Annotated in this window: 16 protein-coding genes; 1 reads left to right on the plus strand and 15 read right to left on the minus strand. The window is 65.7% G+C overall.

The annotated features are described in order from the left end of the window. Positions 1 to 46: 46 nt before the first annotated feature. From WFQ67_RS05340 to WFQ67_RS05370, 7 genes are all read right to left on the minus strand, one after another. Positions 47 to 913 (minus strand): peptidoglycan DD-metalloendopeptidase family protein, encoded by an 867-nt coding sequence (locus WFQ67_RS05340; RefSeq protein ID WP_213625900.1) that lies wholly within the window; start codon positions 911 to 913, stop codon positions 47 to 49. Positions 914 to 1,115: 202 nt separating this feature from the next. Beyond that, a complete protein-coding gene (locus WFQ67_RS05345) occupies positions 1,116 to 1,751 on the minus strand; it encodes a protein-L-isoaspartate(D-aspartate) O-methyltransferase (protein WP_173172433.1) in 636 nt (211 codons plus the stop codon). Positions 1,752 to 1,792: 41 nt separating this feature from the next. Beyond that, positions 1,793 to 2,542, minus strand: a complete 750-nt coding sequence (gene surE, locus WFQ67_RS05350; protein WP_111261647.1) for a 5'/3'-nucleotidase SurE — start codon at positions 2,540 to 2,542, stop codon at positions 1,793 to 1,795. Further along, complete coding sequence (gene truD, locus WFQ67_RS05355) at positions 2,530 to 3,588, minus strand: tRNA pseudouridine(13) synthase TruD (RefSeq protein ID WP_337056340.1); 1,059 nt, start codon at positions 3,586 to 3,588, stop codon at positions 2,530 to 2,532. The genes surE and truD overlap by 13 nt, the downstream gene beginning before the upstream one ends. Then, entirely contained in the window at positions 3,585 to 4,058 is a 474-nt protein-coding gene (gene ispF, locus WFQ67_RS05360) for a 2-C-methyl-D-erythritol 2,4-cyclodiphosphate synthase (RefSeq protein ID WP_337056341.1), read from the minus strand. The genes truD and ispF overlap by 4 nt, the downstream gene beginning before the upstream one ends. A gap of 119 nt (positions 4,059 to 4,177) precedes the next feature. After that, positions 4,178 to 5,023, minus strand: coding sequence for an S-formylglutathione hydrolase (fghA, locus tag WFQ67_RS05365; protein ID WP_337056342.1), 846 nt, complete (start codon positions 5,021 to 5,023; stop codon positions 4,178 to 4,180). Between the two features lie 95 nt (positions 5,024 to 5,118). Continuing rightward, positions 5,119 to 6,231: an S-(hydroxymethyl)glutathione dehydrogenase/class III alcohol dehydrogenase gene (locus tag WFQ67_RS05370; protein ID WP_111261651.1), complete on the minus strand. Its 1,113-nt coding sequence runs from the start codon at positions 6,229 to 6,231 to the stop codon at positions 5,119 to 5,121. A gap of 104 nt (positions 6,232 to 6,335) precedes the next feature. Between WFQ67_RS05370 and WFQ67_RS05375 the strand changes: the two genes are divergently transcribed. After that, a complete protein-coding gene (locus WFQ67_RS05375) occupies positions 6,336 to 7,247 on the plus strand; it encodes a LysR substrate-binding domain-containing protein (protein ID WP_173171755.1) in 912 nt (303 codons plus the stop codon). Here the strand turns inward: WFQ67_RS05375 and ispD are convergent. The 8 genes from ispD to dnaE all read right to left on the minus strand — a co-directional run bounded on the left by ispD (position 7,223) and on the right by dnaE (position 18,293). Then, positions 7,223 to 7,930 (minus strand): 2-C-methyl-D-erythritol 4-phosphate cytidylyltransferase, encoded by a 708-nt coding sequence (gene ispD / locus WFQ67_RS05380; RefSeq protein WP_337056343.1) that lies wholly within the window; start codon positions 7,928 to 7,930, stop codon positions 7,223 to 7,225. The two genes, WFQ67_RS05375 and ispD, sit on opposite strands and share 25 nt — an antisense overlap. Continuing rightward, positions 7,927 to 8,208, minus strand: a complete 282-nt coding sequence (gene ftsB, locus WFQ67_RS05385) for a cell division protein FtsB (RefSeq protein ID WP_111261654.1) — start codon at positions 8,206 to 8,208, stop codon at positions 7,927 to 7,929. Before ftsB ends, ispD begins: the two co-directional genes overlap by 4 nt. A 60-nt stretch (positions 8,209 to 8,268) precedes the next feature. Then, a complete protein-coding gene (gene eno, locus WFQ67_RS05390; RefSeq protein ID WP_213625904.1) occupies positions 8,269 to 9,558 on the minus strand; it encodes a phosphopyruvate hydratase in 1,290 nt (429 codons plus the stop codon). Positions 9,559 to 9,705: 147 nt separating this feature from the next. Continuing rightward, the gene (gene kdsA / locus WFQ67_RS05395; protein WP_213625905.1) at positions 9,706 to 10,548 is read right to left on the minus strand and encodes a 3-deoxy-8-phosphooctulonate synthase; all 843 of its coding nucleotides are present in this window, start codon (positions 10,546 to 10,548) and stop codon (positions 9,706 to 9,708) included. A 3-nt stretch (positions 10,549 to 10,551) separates the two neighbouring features. Continuing rightward, complete coding sequence (locus WFQ67_RS05400) at positions 10,552 to 12,183, minus strand: CTP synthase (RefSeq protein ID WP_213625906.1); 1,632 nt, start codon at positions 12,181 to 12,183, stop codon at positions 10,552 to 10,554. 165 nt (positions 12,184 to 12,348) lie between these two features. Next, complete coding sequence (tilS, locus tag WFQ67_RS05405) at positions 12,349 to 13,662, minus strand: tRNA lysidine(34) synthetase TilS (RefSeq protein ID WP_337056404.1); 1,314 nt, start codon at positions 13,660 to 13,662, stop codon at positions 12,349 to 12,351. Positions 13,663 to 13,708: 46 nt separating this feature from the next. Next, positions 13,709 to 14,659: an acetyl-CoA carboxylase carboxyl transferase subunit alpha gene (gene accA, locus WFQ67_RS05410; protein WP_111261658.1), complete on the minus strand. Its 951-nt coding sequence runs from the start codon at positions 14,657 to 14,659 to the stop codon at positions 13,709 to 13,711. 109 nt (positions 14,660 to 14,768) lie between these two features. Beyond that, complete coding sequence (gene dnaE / locus WFQ67_RS05415) at positions 14,769 to 18,293, minus strand: DNA polymerase III subunit alpha (protein ID WP_213625908.1); 3,525 nt, start codon at positions 18,291 to 18,293, stop codon at positions 14,769 to 14,771. Between the last annotated feature and the right edge of the window lie 36 nt (positions 18,294 to 18,329).

Here is an 18,329-nt window from a genome sequence, read left to right on the forward strand (position 1 = left end):
ACGCCTGAGCCCGTCCATCCCACGAGGGTGACGGGCTGACGTCGGATCAACGACGGGGCAGATATTGCAGGGGATCTACAGGCTTACCTTGGCGGCGAATTTCAAAGTGAAGCTTCACCCGGTCAGTACCCGTTGAGCCCATCTCTGCAATGGTCTGTCCGACCTTGACCTGCTGTCCTTCCCGTACCAGCAACCTGCGGTTGTGGCCGTAGGCGCTTACGTAGGTATCGCTGTGTTTGATGATTACCAATTCGCCGTAGCCCCGTAATCCACTTCCGGCGTATACAACCGAACCATCTGACGCAGCTAAAACAGGCTGGCCTAATTCACCTGCTATATCAATCCCTTTATTCAAACTACCGTTTGAGGAAAAACGACCGATCATCGCGCCGTTCGCAGGCCACGCCCAGCCAGTCGCAGAGCGGGTTACAGGCAGGGTCGGCGTCGTTGCCGGCGTGGTCGCGACAGGGGGTTGGGCCGGAGTGACAGGCTTGGTCGGCTGGCCCTGCACCGGCTGGCTGGTGGCCGGTTGCCTGCTCGGCGGCGCGGTGACGACCGGAGCGGTAGCGACGGTACGCACCGGTGCGGAATTGGACTGGCCATCGAAACGGATGGTCTGCCCCGGACGGATCACATAGGGCGCGGGAATATTGTTTCGCGCAGCCAGGGCTTTCCAGTCCCAGCCGAAGCGGAAGGCGATGGAGTAAAGAGTGTCACCGCGCTGTACGCGGTACTGGCCAGTGGTCACCGGTTGACGTTGCTGGGTGCTCACGGCGCGGCCGTTGCGATCGACCACCTGGACACCACCGGGCGGTGAGCTCGCGCAGCCCGCCAGCAACAAGCCAACGGCCACGACGGACAGCAGTCCATGCGCGCTTCCCATGCTGATCCTCTGCCGAATGGCCAGGCTCATTCCTGTCCCCTTTCCCAATGCCCCAAGGTCGTGCGTATTGTGCCGATTATATCGTTCAGGACCAGTTACCCATTGCTCATCTCGGGTTGGCCGCCAGGGCACGAGGCCATAGCAACGTATCGCCGTGCCTGCCAATCAGAAAGTCGATCGGCGTACAGGTTCCCCGCGGCCAGGTGGATGGTGCGCCGACGCGTCCGTCCGCTCAGGCCAGCGGCCCGTTGAGCAGCGGAACGAAACGGACGGCGTCCAGCACATGGCGCGAGAAGCCATGCTCCTCGCGGATGATCAGCATCAGTTGCTGGACATCGCCCGCGCCGACCGGGATCACCAGACGCCCGCCAGGGGCCAGTTGATCCAGCAACGCCTGCGGCACTTCGGCGGCGCCGGCAGTGACGATGATGCCGTTGTAGGGTGCCAGCGCCGACCAGCCCTCCCAGCCGTCTCCCCAGCGGAACACGACGTTGCGCAGGTTGAGTTCGACCAGGCGCTCCTTGGCGCGGTCCTGCAGGCTCTGGATGCGCTCGACGGAGAACACCCGCTCCACCAGCTGCGCCAGGATGGCGGTCTGGTAGCCGGAGCCCGTGCCGATCTCCAGCACCTTGTCCAGCGGCCCGGCAGCGAGCAGCAGCTCGCTCATCCGCGCCACCATGTAGGGCTGGGAAATGGTCTGGTTGTGGCCGATGGGCAGTGCCGTGTCTTCATAGGCGCGATGCGCCAGCGCCTCGTCGACGAACAGGTGCCGCGGCGTACGACGGATGGTTTCCAGCACATGGGCGTTGGACAGCCCCTCTTCATAGAGGCGCTGGATCAGGCGCTCACGGGTGCGCTGGGAGGTCATGCCGATGCCCCGGCGCAGCAGGTCGTCCTGTTCGCGAGCCATCAGAACAGCCTCCCCAGCCAGCCCTCGAGGCTGTCGAGCCCCTGGGTGAAGGTGCGGTCCAGCTGCAACGGCGTGATCGAGACATAGCCCTGCATCACGGCATGGAAATCGGTACCCGGGCCGCCATCCTCGGCATCGCCGGCCACGGCGATCCAGTAGCCCTCCTTGCCACGCGGGTTGACCACCTTGACCGGCGCCGCAGCCCTGGCGCGATGGCCCAGGCGGGTCACCTGCACGCCACGGATATGGTCCAGCGGAAGGTTGGGGATGTTCACGTTGAGCACGGTGCGCGGCGGCAGGTCGAGCTGCGCATGGCCTTCGACCAGCTTGCGAGCGAAATGCGCAGCGGTGGCGAGGTTGTCCGACTGGCGCGAAAGCAGCGAGAAGGCGAATGCCGGCAGATCGAGGAAGCGCCCTTCCAGCGCAGCCGCGACCGTCCCCGAATACAACACGTCGTCGCCGAGATTGGCGCCCAGGTTGATCCCGGACACCACCATGTCGGGCGTCTGCTCCAGCAGGCCGTTGAGCCCCAGGTGGACGCAATCGGTGGGCGTGCCGTTGATACTGATATAGCCGTTATCCAGGCGATGCGGGCATAGCGGACGATCCAGGGTCAGCGAGCTGCTCGCGCCGCTCTTGTCCTGGTCGGGGGCGATGACCACGCACTCGGCATAATCCTCGAGCGCAGCATGCAGGGCGGCGATGCCGGGTGCATTCACCCCGTCGTCGTTGGAAATCAGAATACGCATGGGTTGTCCGTCTGCCCCGCCGGCACCAGATCGACAAGCTCGCGAACCACTGCGGTAGCGAAGCATCCAGCCGGCAGGACGAATTCCAGTTGCAGAACGTCAGGCTCGGGATAATGCCACGTAAGGCCGCCGATGGGGAGGCGGAGGATGCGCCGTTCGTGCGCCATGCCCGCATCCGCGAGCCAGTCGCGCAGCGCCGGCTCGGCATCGGCCAGCGCCTGCTCCAGGGCACCCGTTGCGCCGCCGGCAGGGGACGGCCCGGAACCCCACAGCGCGCCGGTCGGATGCAGGTCGAGAATCTCCAGGCGGGGGTCGCGGCACTCCTCCTCGCCCGCCATGAAGAAGCTGCGCTTGTCGGTGAAGGCCAGCAGGTCGCCCACCTCGGCACGGTTCCAGTTGCCCTTGGCCACCCGCTCGGCGAGCACCCGGTTGAACAGGTAGCTGCGCCCGGCCGACAGCAGCCGAGAGCGGACGTTGCGCTGTTCCGGCAATTCACGACGGCTCGCGAAAGCGCGGGCATCGACGACATTGCCGCCGTCATGGCCGAAGCGCTGCGAGCCGAAGTAGTTGGGCACACCGCCGGCCGCCATCGCCTTGAGCCGGACATCGAGCGCCTCGTGGTCGGCGACCAGACGCGTGAGGCGCAGGGTGAAGCCATTGGCCGAATGCGCGCCCCGTTGCAGCTTGCGCTTGTGGCGCACGCTCTTGAGGATGCGCAGGCTGGGGTTCTCGGCGGCGGAGAGGTCCGGATCGGCCTTGCCCGGCAGGTGCAGGCTGAACCACTGGCGGGTCAGCGCCTGGCGGTCCTTCAGGCCGGCATAGCTGATGGTCCGGACCGGCACGCCGGCTGCACGGGCCAGGCGCCGGGCGGCTTCCTCGGTGTTCAGCTCGCGCTTCTCCACCCAGAGCCAGAGGTGCTCGCCTTCGCCGGCGAGAGGGATGTCCAGCACTTCGTCGACCTGGAAGTCATCGGCGATCGCCTTGAGCACGGCCTGGCCGAGTGCCTCCCCGTAGGCACGTGGTCCCAGCAGTTCGAACTCGTTCATGCGCTCAGCAACAGGGCGACCGCATGCACGGCGATGCCCTCCTCGCGACCGGTGAAGCCGAGCTTCTCGGTGGTGGTGGCCTTGACGTTGACCTGGTCCAGTTCGACACCGAGATCCTCGGCGATCAATGCACGCATGGTCTCGATGTGCGGGGCCATCTTCGGCGCCTGGGCGACGATGGTGGCGTCCACGTTGCCGACCTTCCAGCCCTTGTTGCGCACCTGCACCAGCACATGGCGCAGCAGCGCGCGGCTGTCGGCGCCCTTGAACTGCGGATCGGTATCCGGGAAGTGCTTGCCGATGTCGCCCAGCGCAGCGGCACCCAGCAGCGCGTCGGAGAGCGCGTGCAGCAGCACGTCACCGTCGGAGTGGGCGATGAGCCCGAACTTGTGAGGGATGCACACGCCGCCCAGGGTGATGAAGTCCCCCTCGCCGAAACGATGCACGTCGTAACCGTGGCCAATTCGCATAGTCAGAAAAACGCCCTGAAAAGTCAGGGCGCGATTCTAACTGAAAGCGAAAGCTGGAAGCTGGAAGCCAGCAGGCAATCACGCCGGCTTCCAGAGCTCAGGCCTCACCCCCTGATTCATCAGCCTTCAAGTGCAGCAGCGTGGTGCCGCAGGTGGTCGTCGATGAAGCTGGCGATGAAGTAGTAGCTGTGGTCGTAGCCCGGCTGCATGCGCAGTGTCAGCGGGTGGCCGGCGGCCTTGGCGGCAGCCTGCAAGGCCTCGGGCTTGAGCTGGTTGACCAGGAAATCGTCACGATCACCCTGGTCCACCAGGATCGGCAGGCGCTCGCCGGCATCGGCGATAAGCGCACAGGCATCCCACTCGCGCCAGCGCGAACGGTCCTCGCCCAGATAGCGGGACAGCGCCTTCTCGCCCCAGGGGCAGGCCATCGGGTTGACGATGGGCGCGAAGGCCGACAGCGACTGGTAGCGCCCCGGGTTGCGCAGCGCACAGACCAGCGCCCCGTGGCCGCCCATGGAGTGCCCGCTGATGCCGCGCTTGTCCGAGACCGGGAAATTGGCCTCGATCAGCGCCGGCAGCTCCTGCACCACGTAGTCGTGCATGCGGTAGTTGCGCGCCCAGGGCTCCTGGGTGGCGTTGACGTAGAAGCCGGCACCCAGCCCGAAGTCCCAGCCACCGTCCGGATCGCCCGGCACATCGGCGCCGCGCGGGCTGGTATCCGGGGCGACGATGATCAGCCCGAGCTCGGCGGCCAGCCGATGGGCACTGGCCTTCTGCATGAAGTTCTCATCGGTGCAGGTCAGCCCCGACAGCCAGTAGAGCACCGGCAGCTTCGCGCCCTGCTCCGCCTGGGGCGGCAGGTAGACGGCGAAGACCATGTCGCAGTTGAGTGCGTTCGAACGATGGCGATAGCGCTTGTGCCAACCGCCGAAGCTCTTGTTGCTGGAAACGATTTCAAGGGTCATTGAACGGACTCCGTCCGAGCGGTAAGCCAGAAGCTGGAAGCCCGAAGCAAAAAGCATCGCTACCTCCAGCTTCAAGCTTCAGGCTTCTAGCTAGCTCAGTAATGAATGACGGTGCGGATGCTCTTGCCTTCGTGCATCAGGTCGAAGGCTTCGTTGATGCGGTCCAGCCCCATGGTGTGGGTGATGAAGGTGTCCAGCGGGATCTCGCCCTTCTCGGCCTTCTCCACATAGCTCGGCAGCTCGGTACGGCCTTTTACGCCGCCGAAGGCCGAACCGCGCCATACACGGCCGGTCACCAGCTGGAAGGGACGGGTGCTGATCTCCTGGCCGGCACCGGCGACGCCGATGATGACCGACTCGCCCCAGCCCTTGTGCGCACATTCGAGGGCCGCGCGCATCAGTTGCACGTTGCCGACGCATTCGAAGGAGTAGTCGACGCCGCCATCGGTCAGCTCGATCACCACGTCCTGAATCGGCTTGTCGTGATCCTTCGGATTGATGAAGTCGGTCGCGCCCAGCTCACGGGCCACGTCGAACTTGGCCGGGTTGATGTCGATGGCGATGATGCGCGAGGCCTTGGCCATCTTGGCGCCGATGATCGCCGCCAGGCCGATGCCGCCGAGGCCGAAGATAGCCACGGTGGCGCCCTCCTCCACCTTGGCCGTGTTGAGTACGGCACCGATACCGGTGGTGACGCCGCAGCCCAGCAGGCAGACCTTCTCCAGCGGCGCTTCCTTGGGAATCTTCGCCAGGGAGATTTCCGGCACCACGGTGTACTCGGAGAAGGTCGAGGTTCCCATGTAGTGGTAGATCGGCTGGCCGTTGTAGGAGAAGCGGCTGGTGCCGTCGGGCATCAGGCCCTTGCCCTGGGTGGCGCGCACCTTCTGGCACAGGTTGGTCTTGCCGGACTTGCAGAACTTGCACTCGCGGCACTCGGCCGTATAGAGCGGGATCACGTGGTCGCCCACGGCAAGGGAGGTCACGCCCTCGCCCACCGCCTCGACGATGCCACCGCCCTCATGGCCGAGGATGCAAGGGAACACGCCCTCGGAATCCGCGCCGGAGAGGGTGTAGGCGTCGGTATGGCAGACACCGGTGGCGACGATACGTACCAGCACCTCGCCGGCTTTCGGCGGCGCGACGTCCACTTCGACGATCTGCAGGGGTTTGCCGGCCTCGAAGGCAACGGCGGCGCGCGACTTGATCATGGTGACTCTCCAGCGGATTTGACGATGGCCGAGAGTGTAGATGAGCCGCCAATGGTAAATAATCAGCCACAAAGCAAAACTTTATTGCTGCACAGGGATAATCCATGAGCCGTTGGGAAGGGTTGGACGAATTCGTCGCCGTGGCCGAAACCGGCCGCTTCACCGCTGCCGCCGAACGCCTGGGGCTGTCGTCGTCCCACGTGAGCCGCCAGGTGGCGCGACTGGAGGAGCGGCTGCAGACGCGCCTCTTCTACCGCAGCACGCGCAGGGTGGCACTGACCGAGGCCGGGCAGACCTTCCTGCAGCACTGCCAACGGCTGGTGGACGCGCGCGACGAAGCCCTGCGCGCGGTCAACGACCTCACCGGCGAGCCCAAGGGGCTGCTGCGCATGACCTGCGCCGTCGCCTATGGAGAGCGTTTCATCGTGCCGCTGGTGAACCAGTTCATGGCCCGCCATCCGCAGTTGCGGGTGGAGATCGAGCTGAGCAACCGGCCACTCGACCTGGTCCACGAGGGGCTGGACCTGGCGATCCGCCTCGGTCGCCTGCAGGACTCTCGACTGGTCGCCACCCGGCTGGCTCCACGGGTCATGTACCTGTGCGCCGCCCCCTCCTATCTCGAGCGTTATGGTCGCCCCCACAGCCTCTCCGAGCTAGGCCGGCACAACTGCCTGATCGGCAGTTCGGACCAATGGGGCTTCCTCGCGGAGGGACGGGAACAGACGGTGCGGGTGCAGGGCAACTGGCGGTGCAACAGCGGCGAGGCGGTGCTGGATGCGGCGCTGCGCGGCTTCGGCCTGTGCCAGCTGCCGGACTACTACGTGCTGGAGCACCTGCGGGCCGGCAGGCTGGTCTCCCTGCTGGAACAGCACCAGCCGCCGAATACCGCGGTCTGGGCGATCTATCCACAGCAGCGCCACCTGTCACCCAAGGTGCGCCAGTTGGTGGATCTGCTGAAGGAAGGCCTGGCGAAGCACCCGGCCTATCGCGATCAGTGCCTGCCGGCCCAGCGCTGACGTAGCCAGTCGAGGTCTTCCGGGCGGGTGACCTTGAGGTTGTCGGCGCGCCCTTCGACCAGGCGTGGCGCCTGCCCCGACCACTCGATGGCCGAAGCCTCGTCGGTGATGGCGACGCCCGAGACCAGGGCATCGGCCAGGGAGCGATGCAAGGTGCCGAAGCGGAACATCTGTGGCGTGTAGGCCTGCCAGATGACACTGCGGTCCACGGTCTCGGCCACACGCCCATCGGGCCCGGCGCGCTTCAGCGTGTCGCGTGCGGGCACCGCCAGCAGGCCACCGACGGCGTCATCGGCCAGTTCGGCCAGGAGCAGGTCGAGGTCGGTGCGGGCCAGGTTGGGCCGCGCCGCGTCGTGCACCAGCACCCAGTCGTTCGGGCGCGCGCCGAGTTCATCCAGGCGCAGCAGGGCCTTGAGCACCGTGTCAGCACGCTCCTTGCCGCCGTCCACGCGCTCGATACGCGGGTCCCCGGCGCAATCCAGCGCAGGCCAGTACGGATCGTCGACTGAGAGGCCGACCACCACGCGCCTGAGGCTGGGATGATCGAGAAAGCAGGCGAGGCTGTGTTCGAGGATGGTCCGCCCGGCCAGCTCCAGGTATTGCTTGGGGCGGTCGGCACGCATGCGGGCACCGACACCGGCGGCAGGGATCACGGCCCAGAAGGCGGGGAGCTCGGGAGTCATTCGGCCAACTGATAGAGGGTCTCGCCCTCTTTGACCATGCCCAGTTCGTGGCGCGCACGCTCTTCCACGGTCTCCATGCCCTTCTTCAGCTCGGAAACCTCGGCCTCGAGGATGCGGTTGCGTTCCAGCAGGCGTTCGTTCTCGCCCTTCTGGTCGGCGATCTGCCGCTCGAGATCCGTCACCTGCGCAAGGCTGCCGTCACCCACCCACAGGCGATACTGCAACCCGGCCAGGGCCAGGATCAGTACGACGAACAACCAGTAAGGGGATTTGGCCATCGAAAGAGAAGTTTCCATACGAAAAGGGCAGCTTTCGCTGCCCTTTTTATCATCCCCGGCTTAGCCGCGGAACTCGGCACGACCACGGTAAGGCGCCTTTCCGCCCAGTTGCTCTTCGATACGCAGCAGCTGGTTGTACTTGGACACGCGGTCGGAACGGCACAGGGAGCCGGTCTTGATCTGGCCGGCGGCGGTACCAACGGCCAGGTCGGCGATGGTGCTGTCCTCGGTCTCGCCGGAGCGGTGGGAAATCACCGCGGTGAAGCCGGCGGCCTTGGCCATCTGGATGGCTTCCAGGGTCTCGGTCAGCGAGCCGATCTGGTTGAACTTGATCAGGATCGAGTTGCCGATGCCTTTCTCGATGCCTTCCTTGAGGATCTTGGTGTTGGTCACGAACAGGTCGTCACCCACCAGCTGGATCTTCTCGCCGATCTTGTCGGTGAGGATTTTCCAGCCGGCCCAATCGGACTCGTCCAGGCCGTCTTCGATCGAGATGATCGGGAAGCGCTCGGTCAGGCCTTTCAGGTAGTCGGCGAAGCCTTCGGCATCGAACGACTTGCCTTCGCCGGACAGGTTGTACTTGCCGTCTTCGAAGAACTCGCTGGCAGCGCAGTCCAGGGCCAGGGTCACGTCGGTGCCCAGCTTGTAGCCGGCATTGGCGACGGCTTCAGCGATGGCGGCCAGGGCGTCTTCGTTGGAGGTCAGGTTCGGTGCGAAGCCGCCTTCGTCACCCACGGCGGTGCTCAGGCCACGGGCCTTCAGCACGGCCTTGAGGTGATGGAAGATCTCGGTGCCCATGCGCAGGCCGTCGGAGAAGGTCTTGGCGCCAACCGGCTGGACCATGAACTCCTGGATGTCGACGTTGTTATCGGCATGCTCGCCGCCGTTGATGATGTTCATCATCGGAACCGGCATGGAGTACTGGCCGGGAGTGCCATTGAGGTTGGCGATGTGCGCGTACAGCGGCAGGTCCTGGTCCTGGGCAGCGGCCTTGGCGGCGGCGAGGGACACGGCGAGGATGGCGTTGGCACCCAGCTTGGCTTTGTTGTCGGTGCCGTCGAGGGCGATCATCGCGTGGTCGAGCGCCTTCTGGTCAACCGGGTCCTTGCCCAGCAGCAGGTCGCGGATCGGGCCGTTGATGTTGGCGACGGCCTTCAGCACGCCCTTGCCCATGTAGCGGCTCTTGTCGCCATCGCGCAGCTCGAGGGCCTCGCGGGAACCGGTGGAGGCACCGGACGGCGCGCATGCGCTGCCAACGATACCGTTGTCCAGGATCACATCCGCCTCGACGGTGGGGTTACCGCGGGAATCCAGGACTTCACGGCCCTTGATGTCGACGATCTTTGCCATTGTTGTTAGCACTCCAAAGTTGACGATGACGCTGCAGCGGAATTAGAGGGGCGGCGCGGGCAGACGTTCGATTCGGCAGGTCTCACCACAAGCCTGACTGCTCGGTCAGATTACGCGCGCCCGGCACTTTACCGGAGATTTGCCCGTTCAGGCAGTCTCGATCGGCGGAAAACTCTTGACCAGGTCGTCCAGCTGCTTGAGCTGGCTGAGGAACGGCTCCAGCTTGTCCAGGCGCAGGGCACAAGGGCCGTCGCACTTGGCGTTGTCCGGGTCCGGGTGCGCCTCCAGGAACAGGCCGGCGAGGCCCTGGCTCATGCCGGCCTTGGCCAGGTCGGTGACCTGGGCGCGGCGGCCACCGGCGGAATCGGCGCGCCCACCCGGCATTTGCAGGGCATGGGTGACGTCGAAGAACACCGGGTACTGGAACTGTTTCATGATGCCGAAGCCGAGCATGTCCACCACCAGGTTGTTGTACCCGAAGGAGGAGCCGCGCTCGCAAAGGATCAGCTGGTCATTTCCGGCTTCCTCGCACTTGGTCAGGATGTGTTTCATCTCCTGGGGCGCAAGGAACTGGGCTTTCTTGATGTTGATCACCGCACCGGTCTTCGCCATCGCCACGACCAGATCGGTCTGGCGGGAGAGGAAAGCCGGCAGCTGAATGATGTCGCAGACCTCGGCTACCGGGGCAGCCTGGTGCGGCTCGTGCACGTCGGTGATGACCGGCACGCCGAAGGCCTTCTTCACGTCCTCGAAGATCTTCATGCCCTCTTCCAGGCCCGGGCCGCGGAAGGAGTTGATGGAGGAGCGGTTGGCCTTGTCGAAGCTGGCCTTGAACACGTAGGGGATGCCGAGCTTGTCGGTGACCTTGACGTACTCCTCGCACACCTTCATCGCCAGGTCACGGGACTCCAGCACGTTCATGCCGCCGAACAGCACGAAGGGCTTGTCGTTGGCGATCTCGATGTCGCCAACGCGGATGATCTTTGCCATGGGTCAGGCCTTCTTCGCTTTCTGCGCCAGGGCGGCGTTGACGAAGCCGCTGAACAGCGGATGGCCGTAACGCGGCGTGGAGGTGAACTCCGGGTGGAACTGGCAGGCGACGAACCACGGATGGTCCGGGGACTCGACCACCTCGACCAGCGCGCCGTCGCCGGAGCGACCGGTGATCTTCAGGCCGGCTTCCTGCAGCTGCGGCAGCAGGTTGTTGTTCACCTCATAGCGATGGCGGTGGCGCTCGACGATCTCGTCCTTGCCGTAGCAGGCGTGTACCAGGGAGCCCGGCTCCAGCTGGCAGGCCTGGGCGCCCAGGCGCATGGTGCCACCGAGGTCGGAGGCTTCGGTGCGGATCTCGGTGGCGCCGGTGGCGTCTTCCCACTCGGTGATCAGGCCCACGACCGGATGGCCGCTGGCCTTGTCGAACTCGGTGGAGTTGGCGTCGGTCCAGCCCAGCACGTTGCGGGCGAACTCGATGACCGCCACCTGCATGCCGAGGCAGATGCCGAGGTAGGGGATCTTGTTCTCGCGAGCGTACTTGACGGTGGTGATCTTGCCTTCCACGCCGCGCAGGCCGAAGCCGCCCGGAACCAGGATGGCGTCGACGCCTTCCAGCAGGCTGGTGCCCTGGTTCTCGATGTCTTCGGAGTCGATGTAGCGCAGGTTCACCTTGGTGCGGTTCTGGATGCCGGCGTGGCTCATCGCCTCGATCAGCGACTTGTACGCGTCCAGCAGCTCCATGTACTTGCCGACCATGGCGATGGTGACTTCCTTCTCCGGGTTCAGCTTGGCATCGACGACGCGATCCCACTCGGAGAGGTCGGCACCGCCACACTGCAGGCCGAAGCGCTCGACGACGAAGTCGTCCAGGCCCTGGGCGTGCAGCACGGAAGGAATGCGGTAGATGGTGTCGACGTCCTGCAGGGCGATGACCGCACGCTCTTCCACGTTGGTGAACAGCGCGATCTTGCGACGCGAGGACAGGTCGACTTCATGGTCGGAACGGCAGATCAGCACGTCGGGCTGCAGGCCGATGGAGCGCAGCTCCTTCACCGAGTGCTGGGTCGGCTTGGTCTTGGTCTCGCCAGCGGTGGCGATGTAGGGGACCAGGGTCAGGTGCATCAGCATGGCGCGCTTGGCGCCCACTTCCACGCGCAGTTGGCGAATGGCCTCGAGGAAGGGCTGGGACTCGATGTCGCCCACGGTACCGCCGATCTCGACCATCGCCACGTCGGCGTCGCCAGCACCCTTGATGATGCGGCGCTTGATCTCGTCGGTGATGTGCGGGATGACCTGGATCGTGGCACCCAGGTAGTCACCACGGCGCTCCTTGCGCAGCACGTCCTCGTAGACGCGGCCGGTGGTGAAGTTGTTGTTCTGGGTCATGGTGGTGCGCACGAAGCGCTCGTAGTGGCCCAGGTCAAGGTCGGTTTCGGCACCGTCCTCGGTGACGAACACTTCACCGTGCTGGAAGGGACTCATGGTGCCGGGATCGACGTTGATGTACGGATCCAGCTTGAGCATGGTGACCTTCAGCCCCCGCGCTTCCAGAATGGCGGCCAAGGATGCCGAGGCGATGCCTTTCCCCAATGAAGAAACAACACCACCCGTGACGAAGATGTAGCGCGTCATGAAAAACCCTAGAAGTCTGCGTTTAGGCGGAAGGCCGCCGGGGAGAGCGAAGTAAGGCCGAAGCCTGCAATCTGGAACAGTGCCAAAACGGCAAACTCCCGCCGACTCCGAAGGAATCGGCAAGAGCTCTGTAAGACGGGAGCGTAGTCTACCGGAAAGACCCTTTCAGCTCAAACCTTGGTCATTCGTCGGCGGTGTCCAGCGCAGTCGCCAGCGCGCATCCACAGGCCCGGCAAGGCCTGGAAGGTTGGCCACGGCGAGCAGTTCAGGGCCGCGATAGAGCAGCGGCAGACGCCCGCGCACGAAGGCCGGAAGGCCACTCTCGTTGAGCAGCCGCTTGAGCTCGCGACGCCCACGCCCCGGCACGTCCAGCACCTCTCCACCCTGGCGGTAGCGCACCTCCAGAGGACCTTCCGGCGGCGCGCCGGCGATCTGCAAACGGCCATTGCCGGGCAGTTCGAGTGCCTGCCCGGGCTCGGCCCAGCGCACGCTGCCCGCCCCGGGGCTCGACCAGTGGCCGGGCAGCCACCACAGCCGTCCGTCGGCGCGCCGCAGGTCGCCCCCCGCCAGCCTCCATACGGGGCTCGCGCTGGCGCCGGCATCGCGCAGGTCGTCCCAGCCAGCCCAGTGATCGCTGTCCGGCATCGCGGTGAAGCCGGCCATCCAGTGGCGCAGGGCATTGCGCTGGCGGGCCGGCGACAGGCCCATCAACGGGGCCAGCTCCAGGGATGGCAGCCGCAGCCAGGGAAAGGCGCTGTCGGTCCGCGCGGCCTGCAAGTCCAGTTGCGCCAATTCGCCGAGCAACGCCTCGCCCTCGGCCAGGTGCTCGGCGCTGCGGGTGATGCTTTCCACGGCCCGGGGCCATCGCTGGGTGAGTGCCGGCATGATCCGGCGACGCAGGTAGTTGCGGGAGAAATCGGTGTCGCCGTTGGACGGGTCCTCGACCCACTCCACACCCAGCTCGCGGGCGCAGGCCTCGAGTTCCGAGCGAGACATCCGCAACAGCGGGCGCAGCAGGACGCCCTCGCCCAGCGCCCGACTGGCGGGCATGCCGGCCAGGCCACGCACCCCGGCTCCCCGCAACAGGCGGAACAGCAGGGTCTCTGCCTGGTCGTCACGGTGCTGGGCGCTCATCAGCACCTCGTCCGCCCCAAGCCGTGCGACGAAGGCCGCGTAGCGGGCATCGCGGGCGGCGCGCTCCAGGCTGTTGCCCTGGGACACCTGCACCCGCGCCACCTGCAAGGGCACGCCGAGGCCGTCGCAGGTCCGCTGGCAATGCGCGGGCCAGGCCTCAGCAGCAGGCTGCAGGCCGTGGTGGACATGGATGGCGGACAAGGGAGGCAGGCTCTCGCGCCGGGCGAGACGTACCAGGAGGTGCAGCAGGACGGTGGAATCCAGGCCTCCGGAGAAGGCCACCCGCCAGGCGGGTGCCGTACGCCAAGGAGCGACGGCGGCCAGCAAGGCGGATTCGAGCTTCAGGACGAGCGCGCGAGCCGGTTCGGCCACGCGCCCGCCCTCGTGGCCGTCAGGCCACGCCATAGCTCATCAGGCGCTCATAGCGGCGAGCCAGCAGGTCGTCGGTATCGAGCTTGCCGAGGGCCTGCAGCTGCGAGGTCAGCTCGGCACGGATGGACGCAGCGGCGACGGCGGGATCGCGATGGGCACCGCCCAGCGGCTCGGCAATCACCTTGTCGACGATGCCCAGGCCTTTCAGGCGCTCGGCGGTGATGCCCATGGCCTCGGCGGCATCCGGCGCCTTCTCGGCGGTCTTCCACAGGATGGAGGCGCAGCCTTCCGGCGAGATCACCGAATAGGTGGAGTACTGCAGCATGTTCAGACGGTCGCAGACGCCGATGGCCAGCGCACCACCGGAACCACCCTCGCCGATGACGGTGGCGATGATCGGGGTCTTCAGGCGCGCCATGACGCGCAGGTTCCAGGCGATCGCCTCGCTCTGGCCACGCTCCTCGGCATCGATGCCCGGGTAGGCGCCGGGGGTGTCGATGAAGGTGAGGATCGGCATCTTGAAGCGCTCGGCCATCTCCATCAGGCGGCAGGCCTTGCGATAGCCCTCGGGGCGCGGCATGCCGAAGTTGCGGCGGACCTTCTCGCGCACTTCACGGCCTTTCTGGTGGCCGATGACCATCACCGGCTGGTCGTCCAGGCGGGCAACGCCACCGACCAGCGCCGCGTCGTCGGAGAAGTGGCGGTCGCCATGCAGCTCGTCGAACTCGGTGAAGATGTGCTCGATGTAGTCGAGGGTGTAGGGGCGGCGCGGATGGCGTGCCAGCTGGGCGATCTGCCAGCTGGTCAGGTTGCCGAAGATGCTTTCGGTGAGCGCGCTGCTCTTCTCCTGCAGGCGGGAGATCTCGTCGGTGATGTTCAGCGCGTTGTCGTTGCCGACCAGGCGCAGCTCCTCGATCTTGGCTTGCAGGTCAGCGATCGGCTGTTCGAAATCCAGAAAATTCGGGTTCATAGGCTTCCGTCGTGCGCGTGGGGCCAGGCGGCTGGTTCCATTTGGCGCCCTACCTTAAAGGAAGGGCGCGTGTGGGTCGAGAAACGGGAGCGGCGATGCGCTCCTCGCTTCAGCGGTAGTGCAGGAAGACGTTGTCGCGCCCGAACTGGTCACGCAATGCCTGAATCAAAGCGTCAGCGGGATCGATCCGCCACTGCTCGCCGAACTGCAGCAACGCCTTGGCACTCGCTCCACTGTAGTCCAGCGTGATCGGGCAGGAGCCGCGATGGCGATTGCACAGCTCCGCCAGCCAGCGCAGGCGGTCACCCTGGAGAGCGCTGTGGTCGACCTTCATGCGCAGGCTCTCGGCCAGGCCGGTGCGGGCCTCTTCCAGGCTCATCACGCGCTTGGCGCGCAGGCGCAGGCCGCCGGAGAAGTCGTCGTGGCTGACCTCGCCCTCGACCACCACCAGCGCATCGGTCTGCAGCAGCGCGCTGGCGGAGTTGAAGGCATCGGCGAACAGCGACGCCTCGATGCGCCCGGAGCGGTCGTCGAGGGTGATGAAGCCCATCTTGTCGCCCTTCTTGTTCTTCATCACCCGCAGGTTGACGATCAGGCCGGCGATGGTCTGGGTATCACGCGCGGGCTTCAGCTCGACGATGCGCTGGCGGGCGAAGCGACGCACCTCGCCCTCGTACTCGTCGATCGGGTGCCCGGTGAGGTAGATCCCCAGGGCATCCTTCTCGCCCTTGAGCCGCTCCTTCAGGGACAGCTCCTTGGCGTTGCGGTGGTTGGCGTACATGTCCGCCTCGGGTTCGGCGAACAGGCCGCCGAACAGGTCCATGTGCCCGCTGTCGTGGCTGCGCGCGGTCTGCTCCGCGGCCTGGATGGCCTCCTCCATGGACGCCAGCAGCACCGCCCGGTTGCGGTCGATGCCGGCCTGGTAGGCCTTGGGCTCTTCGCTGAAGAACGGGCCCAGGCGATCCAGTGCACCACCGCGGATCAGGGCGTCCAGGGTGCGCTTGTTGACGCGCTTGAGGTCGATGCGGTTGCAGAAATCGAAGAGATCCTTGAACGGGCCACCTTCGGCGCGGCATTCGGTGATCGCCTCCACCGGGCCCTCGCCCACGCCCTTGATCGCGCCGAGGCCGTAGATGATCTGTCCGGCGTCGTCGACGGTGAAGCGGTATTCGGAGTTGTTCACATCCGGTGCCACGATCCGCAGCTTCATGTTCCGGCACTCTTCGATCAGCGTCACCACCTTGTCGGTGTTGTGCATGTCCGCCGTGAGTACCGCGGCCATGAAGGGCGACGGGAAGTGCGCCTTGAGCCAGGCGGTCTGGTAGGAGACCCAGCCGTAGGCGGCGGAGTGGGACTTGTTGAAGCCGTAGCCGGCGAACTTCTCCACCAGGTCGAAGATGTTGCCCGACAGGTTCGGGTCGATGCCGTTGCTGGAGCAGCCCTCGATGAAGCCGCCACGCTGCTTGGCCATCTCCTCGGGCTTCTTCTTGCCCATCGCGCGGCGCAGCATGTCTGCGCCGCCAAGGGTGTAGCCCGCCATCACCTGGGCGATCTGCATCACCTGCTCCTGGTACAGGATGATGCCGTAGGTGGGCTTGAGCACCGGCTCGAGGCCGGCGTACTGGTAGTCCGGGTGCGGGTAGGAGAGCTCGGCACGGCCGTGCTTGCGGTTGATGAAGTCGTCCACCATGCCCGATTGCAGCGGCCCCGGACGGAACAGCGCCACGAGGGCGATCATGTCTTCCAGGCAGTCGGGCTTGAGCTTCTTGATCAGCTCCTTCATGCCGCGGGATTCGAGCTGGAAGACCGCGGTGGTCTCCGCCTTCTGCAGCATGTCGTAGGTTTTCTTGTCATCCAGCGGGATGCGGTCGATGTCCACCAGCGGCAGGCCTTTCTTCTCCTGCTCGCGGTTGATCATCTCCATGGCCCACTTGATGATCGTCAGCGTCCGCAGGCCGAGGAAGTCGAACTTCACCAGGCCGGCCGCCTCCACGTCATCCTTGTCGAACTGGGTCACCAGGCCACCGCCCTCCTCGTCGCACGCGATGGGCGAGAAGTCGGTGAGCTTGGTCGGGGCGATCACCACGCCGCCGGCGTGCTTGCCGGTACCGCGGGTGATGCCTTCGAGCTTCAGGGCCATGTCCCAGATTTCCTGGGCTTCCTCGTCGGCCTTGAGGAAGTCGCGCAGCGCCTCCTCCTGGTTGTAGGCCGCCTCCAGGGTCATGCCCACTTCGAACGGGATCATCTTCGACAGGCGATCGGCCAGGCCGTAGGACTTGCCCTGCACTCGCGCCACGTCGCGCACCACCGCCTTCGCCGCCATGGAGCCGAAGGTGATGATCTGGCTCACCGCATTGCGCCCGTACTTGTCGGCCACGTAGTCGATCACGCGGTCACGGCCGTCCATGCAGAAGTCGACGTCGAAGTCGGGCATGGAGACCCGTTCGGGGTTGAGGAAGCGTTCGAACAGCAGGTCGTAGGCCAGCGGGTCGAGGTCGGTGATCTTCAGCACGTAGGCGACCAGCGAACCGGCGCCCGAGCCCCGCCCCGGGCCCACCGGCACGCCGTTGTTCTTCGCCCACTGGATGAAGTCGGCAACGATCAGGAAGTAGCCGGGGAAGCCCATCTGGATGATGGTGCCCAGCTCGAACTCCAGGCGGTCGATGTAGAGCTGGCGCTTCTCCTCGTAGTCCGGGGTCGTCTCCTTCGGCCAGAGCACCGCCAGGCGCTCCTCCAGGCCTTCATAGGAAGCGTGACGCAGGTAGTCATCGATACCCATGCCGTTGGGCGTCGGGAAGTCGGGCAGGAAGTGCTTGCCCAGCTGGACTTCGATGTTGCAGCGCTTGGCGATCTCGACGGTGTTCTGCAGCGCCTCGGGGATGTCGGCGAACAGCTCGGCCATCTCCTCGGGGGTCTTCAGGTACTGCTGGTCGGAGAAGTTGCGCGGGCGGCGCGGGTCGTCGAGGACACGGCCCTCGCCGATGCATACGCGGGTCTCGTGGGCCTCGAAATCGCCCGGCTTGATGAAGCGCACGTCGTTGGTGGCCACCAGCGCCGCGCCGCAACGATCGGCCAGGGCGACGGCGGCATGCACGTGCTCCTCGTCGTTGACCCGGGCGGTGCGCTGCAACTCCAGGTAGAAGCGATCGGGGAAGACGGCCTGCCACTCGGCCAGCAGCGCCTCGGCGCCGGCCTGGTCGCCGCTGAGCAAGGCCATGCCGATCTCGCCTTCCTTGGAGCCCGACAGGGCGATCAGGCCTTCGGCGGCCTCCTTCACCCATTCGCGCTGGATGATCACCAGGTCATTGCTCTGGCCTTCGGACCAGCCCCGGGACACCAGCTCGGTGAGGTTGCGGTAGCCCTTGGCATTCATCACCAGCAGGGTCATGCGCGTCAGTGGGCCATCCTCATAGGGGCTGGCAAGCCAGATGTCGGCACCGCAGATGGGCTTGACGCCCCCGCCCATGGCGGCCTTGTAGAACTTCACCAGCGAGCACATGTTGCTCTGGTCGGTGATCGCCACGGCGGGCATCCCGGCGCTCGCCACGGCCTTGACCAGCGGCTTGACCCGCACCAGGCCGTCGACGAGTGAATATTCGGAATGCAGACGGAGATGGACGAAGGCGACAGTCATGGCGGTCCTATAGAAAACGCAAAAACGGCAAGGCCG

Source organism: Pseudomonas sp. USHLN015 (genome assembly GCF_037153275.1).
In the GTDB taxonomy this organism is placed as follows: Bacteria; Pseudomonadota; Gammaproteobacteria; order Pseudomonadales; family Pseudomonadaceae; genus Metapseudomonas; species Metapseudomonas tohonis.

Coding starts and splice junctions, on each gene's coding strand:
- ispD (WP_337056343.1), bottom strand. CDS start 7,930: ATGACTCCCGAGCTCCCCGCCTTCTGGGCCGTGATCCCTGCCGCCGGT.
- fghA (WP_337056342.1), bottom strand. CDS start 5,023: ATGACCCTTGAAATCGTTTCCAGCAACAAGAGCTTCGGCGGTTGGCAC.
- surE (WP_111261647.1), bottom strand. CDS start 2,542: ATGCGTATTCTGATTTCCAACGACGACGGGGTGAATGCACCCGGCATC.
- WFQ67_RS05375 (WP_173171755.1), top strand. CDS start 6,336: ATGAGCCGTTGGGAAGGGTTGGACGAATTCGTCGCCGTGGCCGAAACC.
- WFQ67_RS05345 (WP_173172433.1), bottom strand. CDS start 1,751: ATGACCTCCCAGCGCACCCGTGAGCGCCTGATCCAGCGCCTCTATGAA.
- WFQ67_RS05400 (WP_213625906.1), bottom strand. CDS start 12,183: ATGACGCGCTACATCTTCGTCACGGGTGGTGTTGTTTCTTCATTGGGG.
- WFQ67_RS05340 (WP_213625900.1), bottom strand. CDS start 913: ATGAGCCTGGCCATTCGGCAGAGGATCAGCATGGGAAGCGCGCATGGA.
- ftsB (WP_111261654.1), bottom strand. CDS start 8,208: ATGGCCAAATCCCCTTACTGGTTGTTCGTCGTACTGATCCTGGCCCTG.
- truD (WP_337056340.1), bottom strand. CDS start 3,588: ATGAACGAGTTCGAACTGCTGGGACCACGTGCCTACGGGGAGGCACTC.
- dnaE (WP_213625908.1), bottom strand. CDS start 18,293: ATGACTGTCGCCTTCGTCCATCTCCGTCTGCATTCCGAATATTCACTC.
- eno (WP_213625904.1), bottom strand. CDS start 9,558: ATGGCAAAGATCGTCGACATCAAGGGCCGTGAAGTCCTGGATTCCCGC.
- accA (WP_111261658.1), bottom strand. CDS start 14,659: ATGAACCCGAATTTTCTGGATTTCGAACAGCCGATCGCTGACCTGCAA.
- kdsA (WP_213625905.1), bottom strand. CDS start 10,548: ATGGCAAAGATCATCCGCGTTGGCGACATCGAGATCGCCAACGACAAG.
- WFQ67_RS05370 (WP_111261651.1), bottom strand. CDS start 6,231: ATGATCAAGTCGCGCGCCGCCGTTGCCTTCGAGGCCGGCAAACCCCTG.
- ispF (WP_337056341.1), bottom strand. CDS start 4,058: ATGCGAATTGGCCACGGTTACGACGTGCATCGTTTCGGCGAGGGGGAC.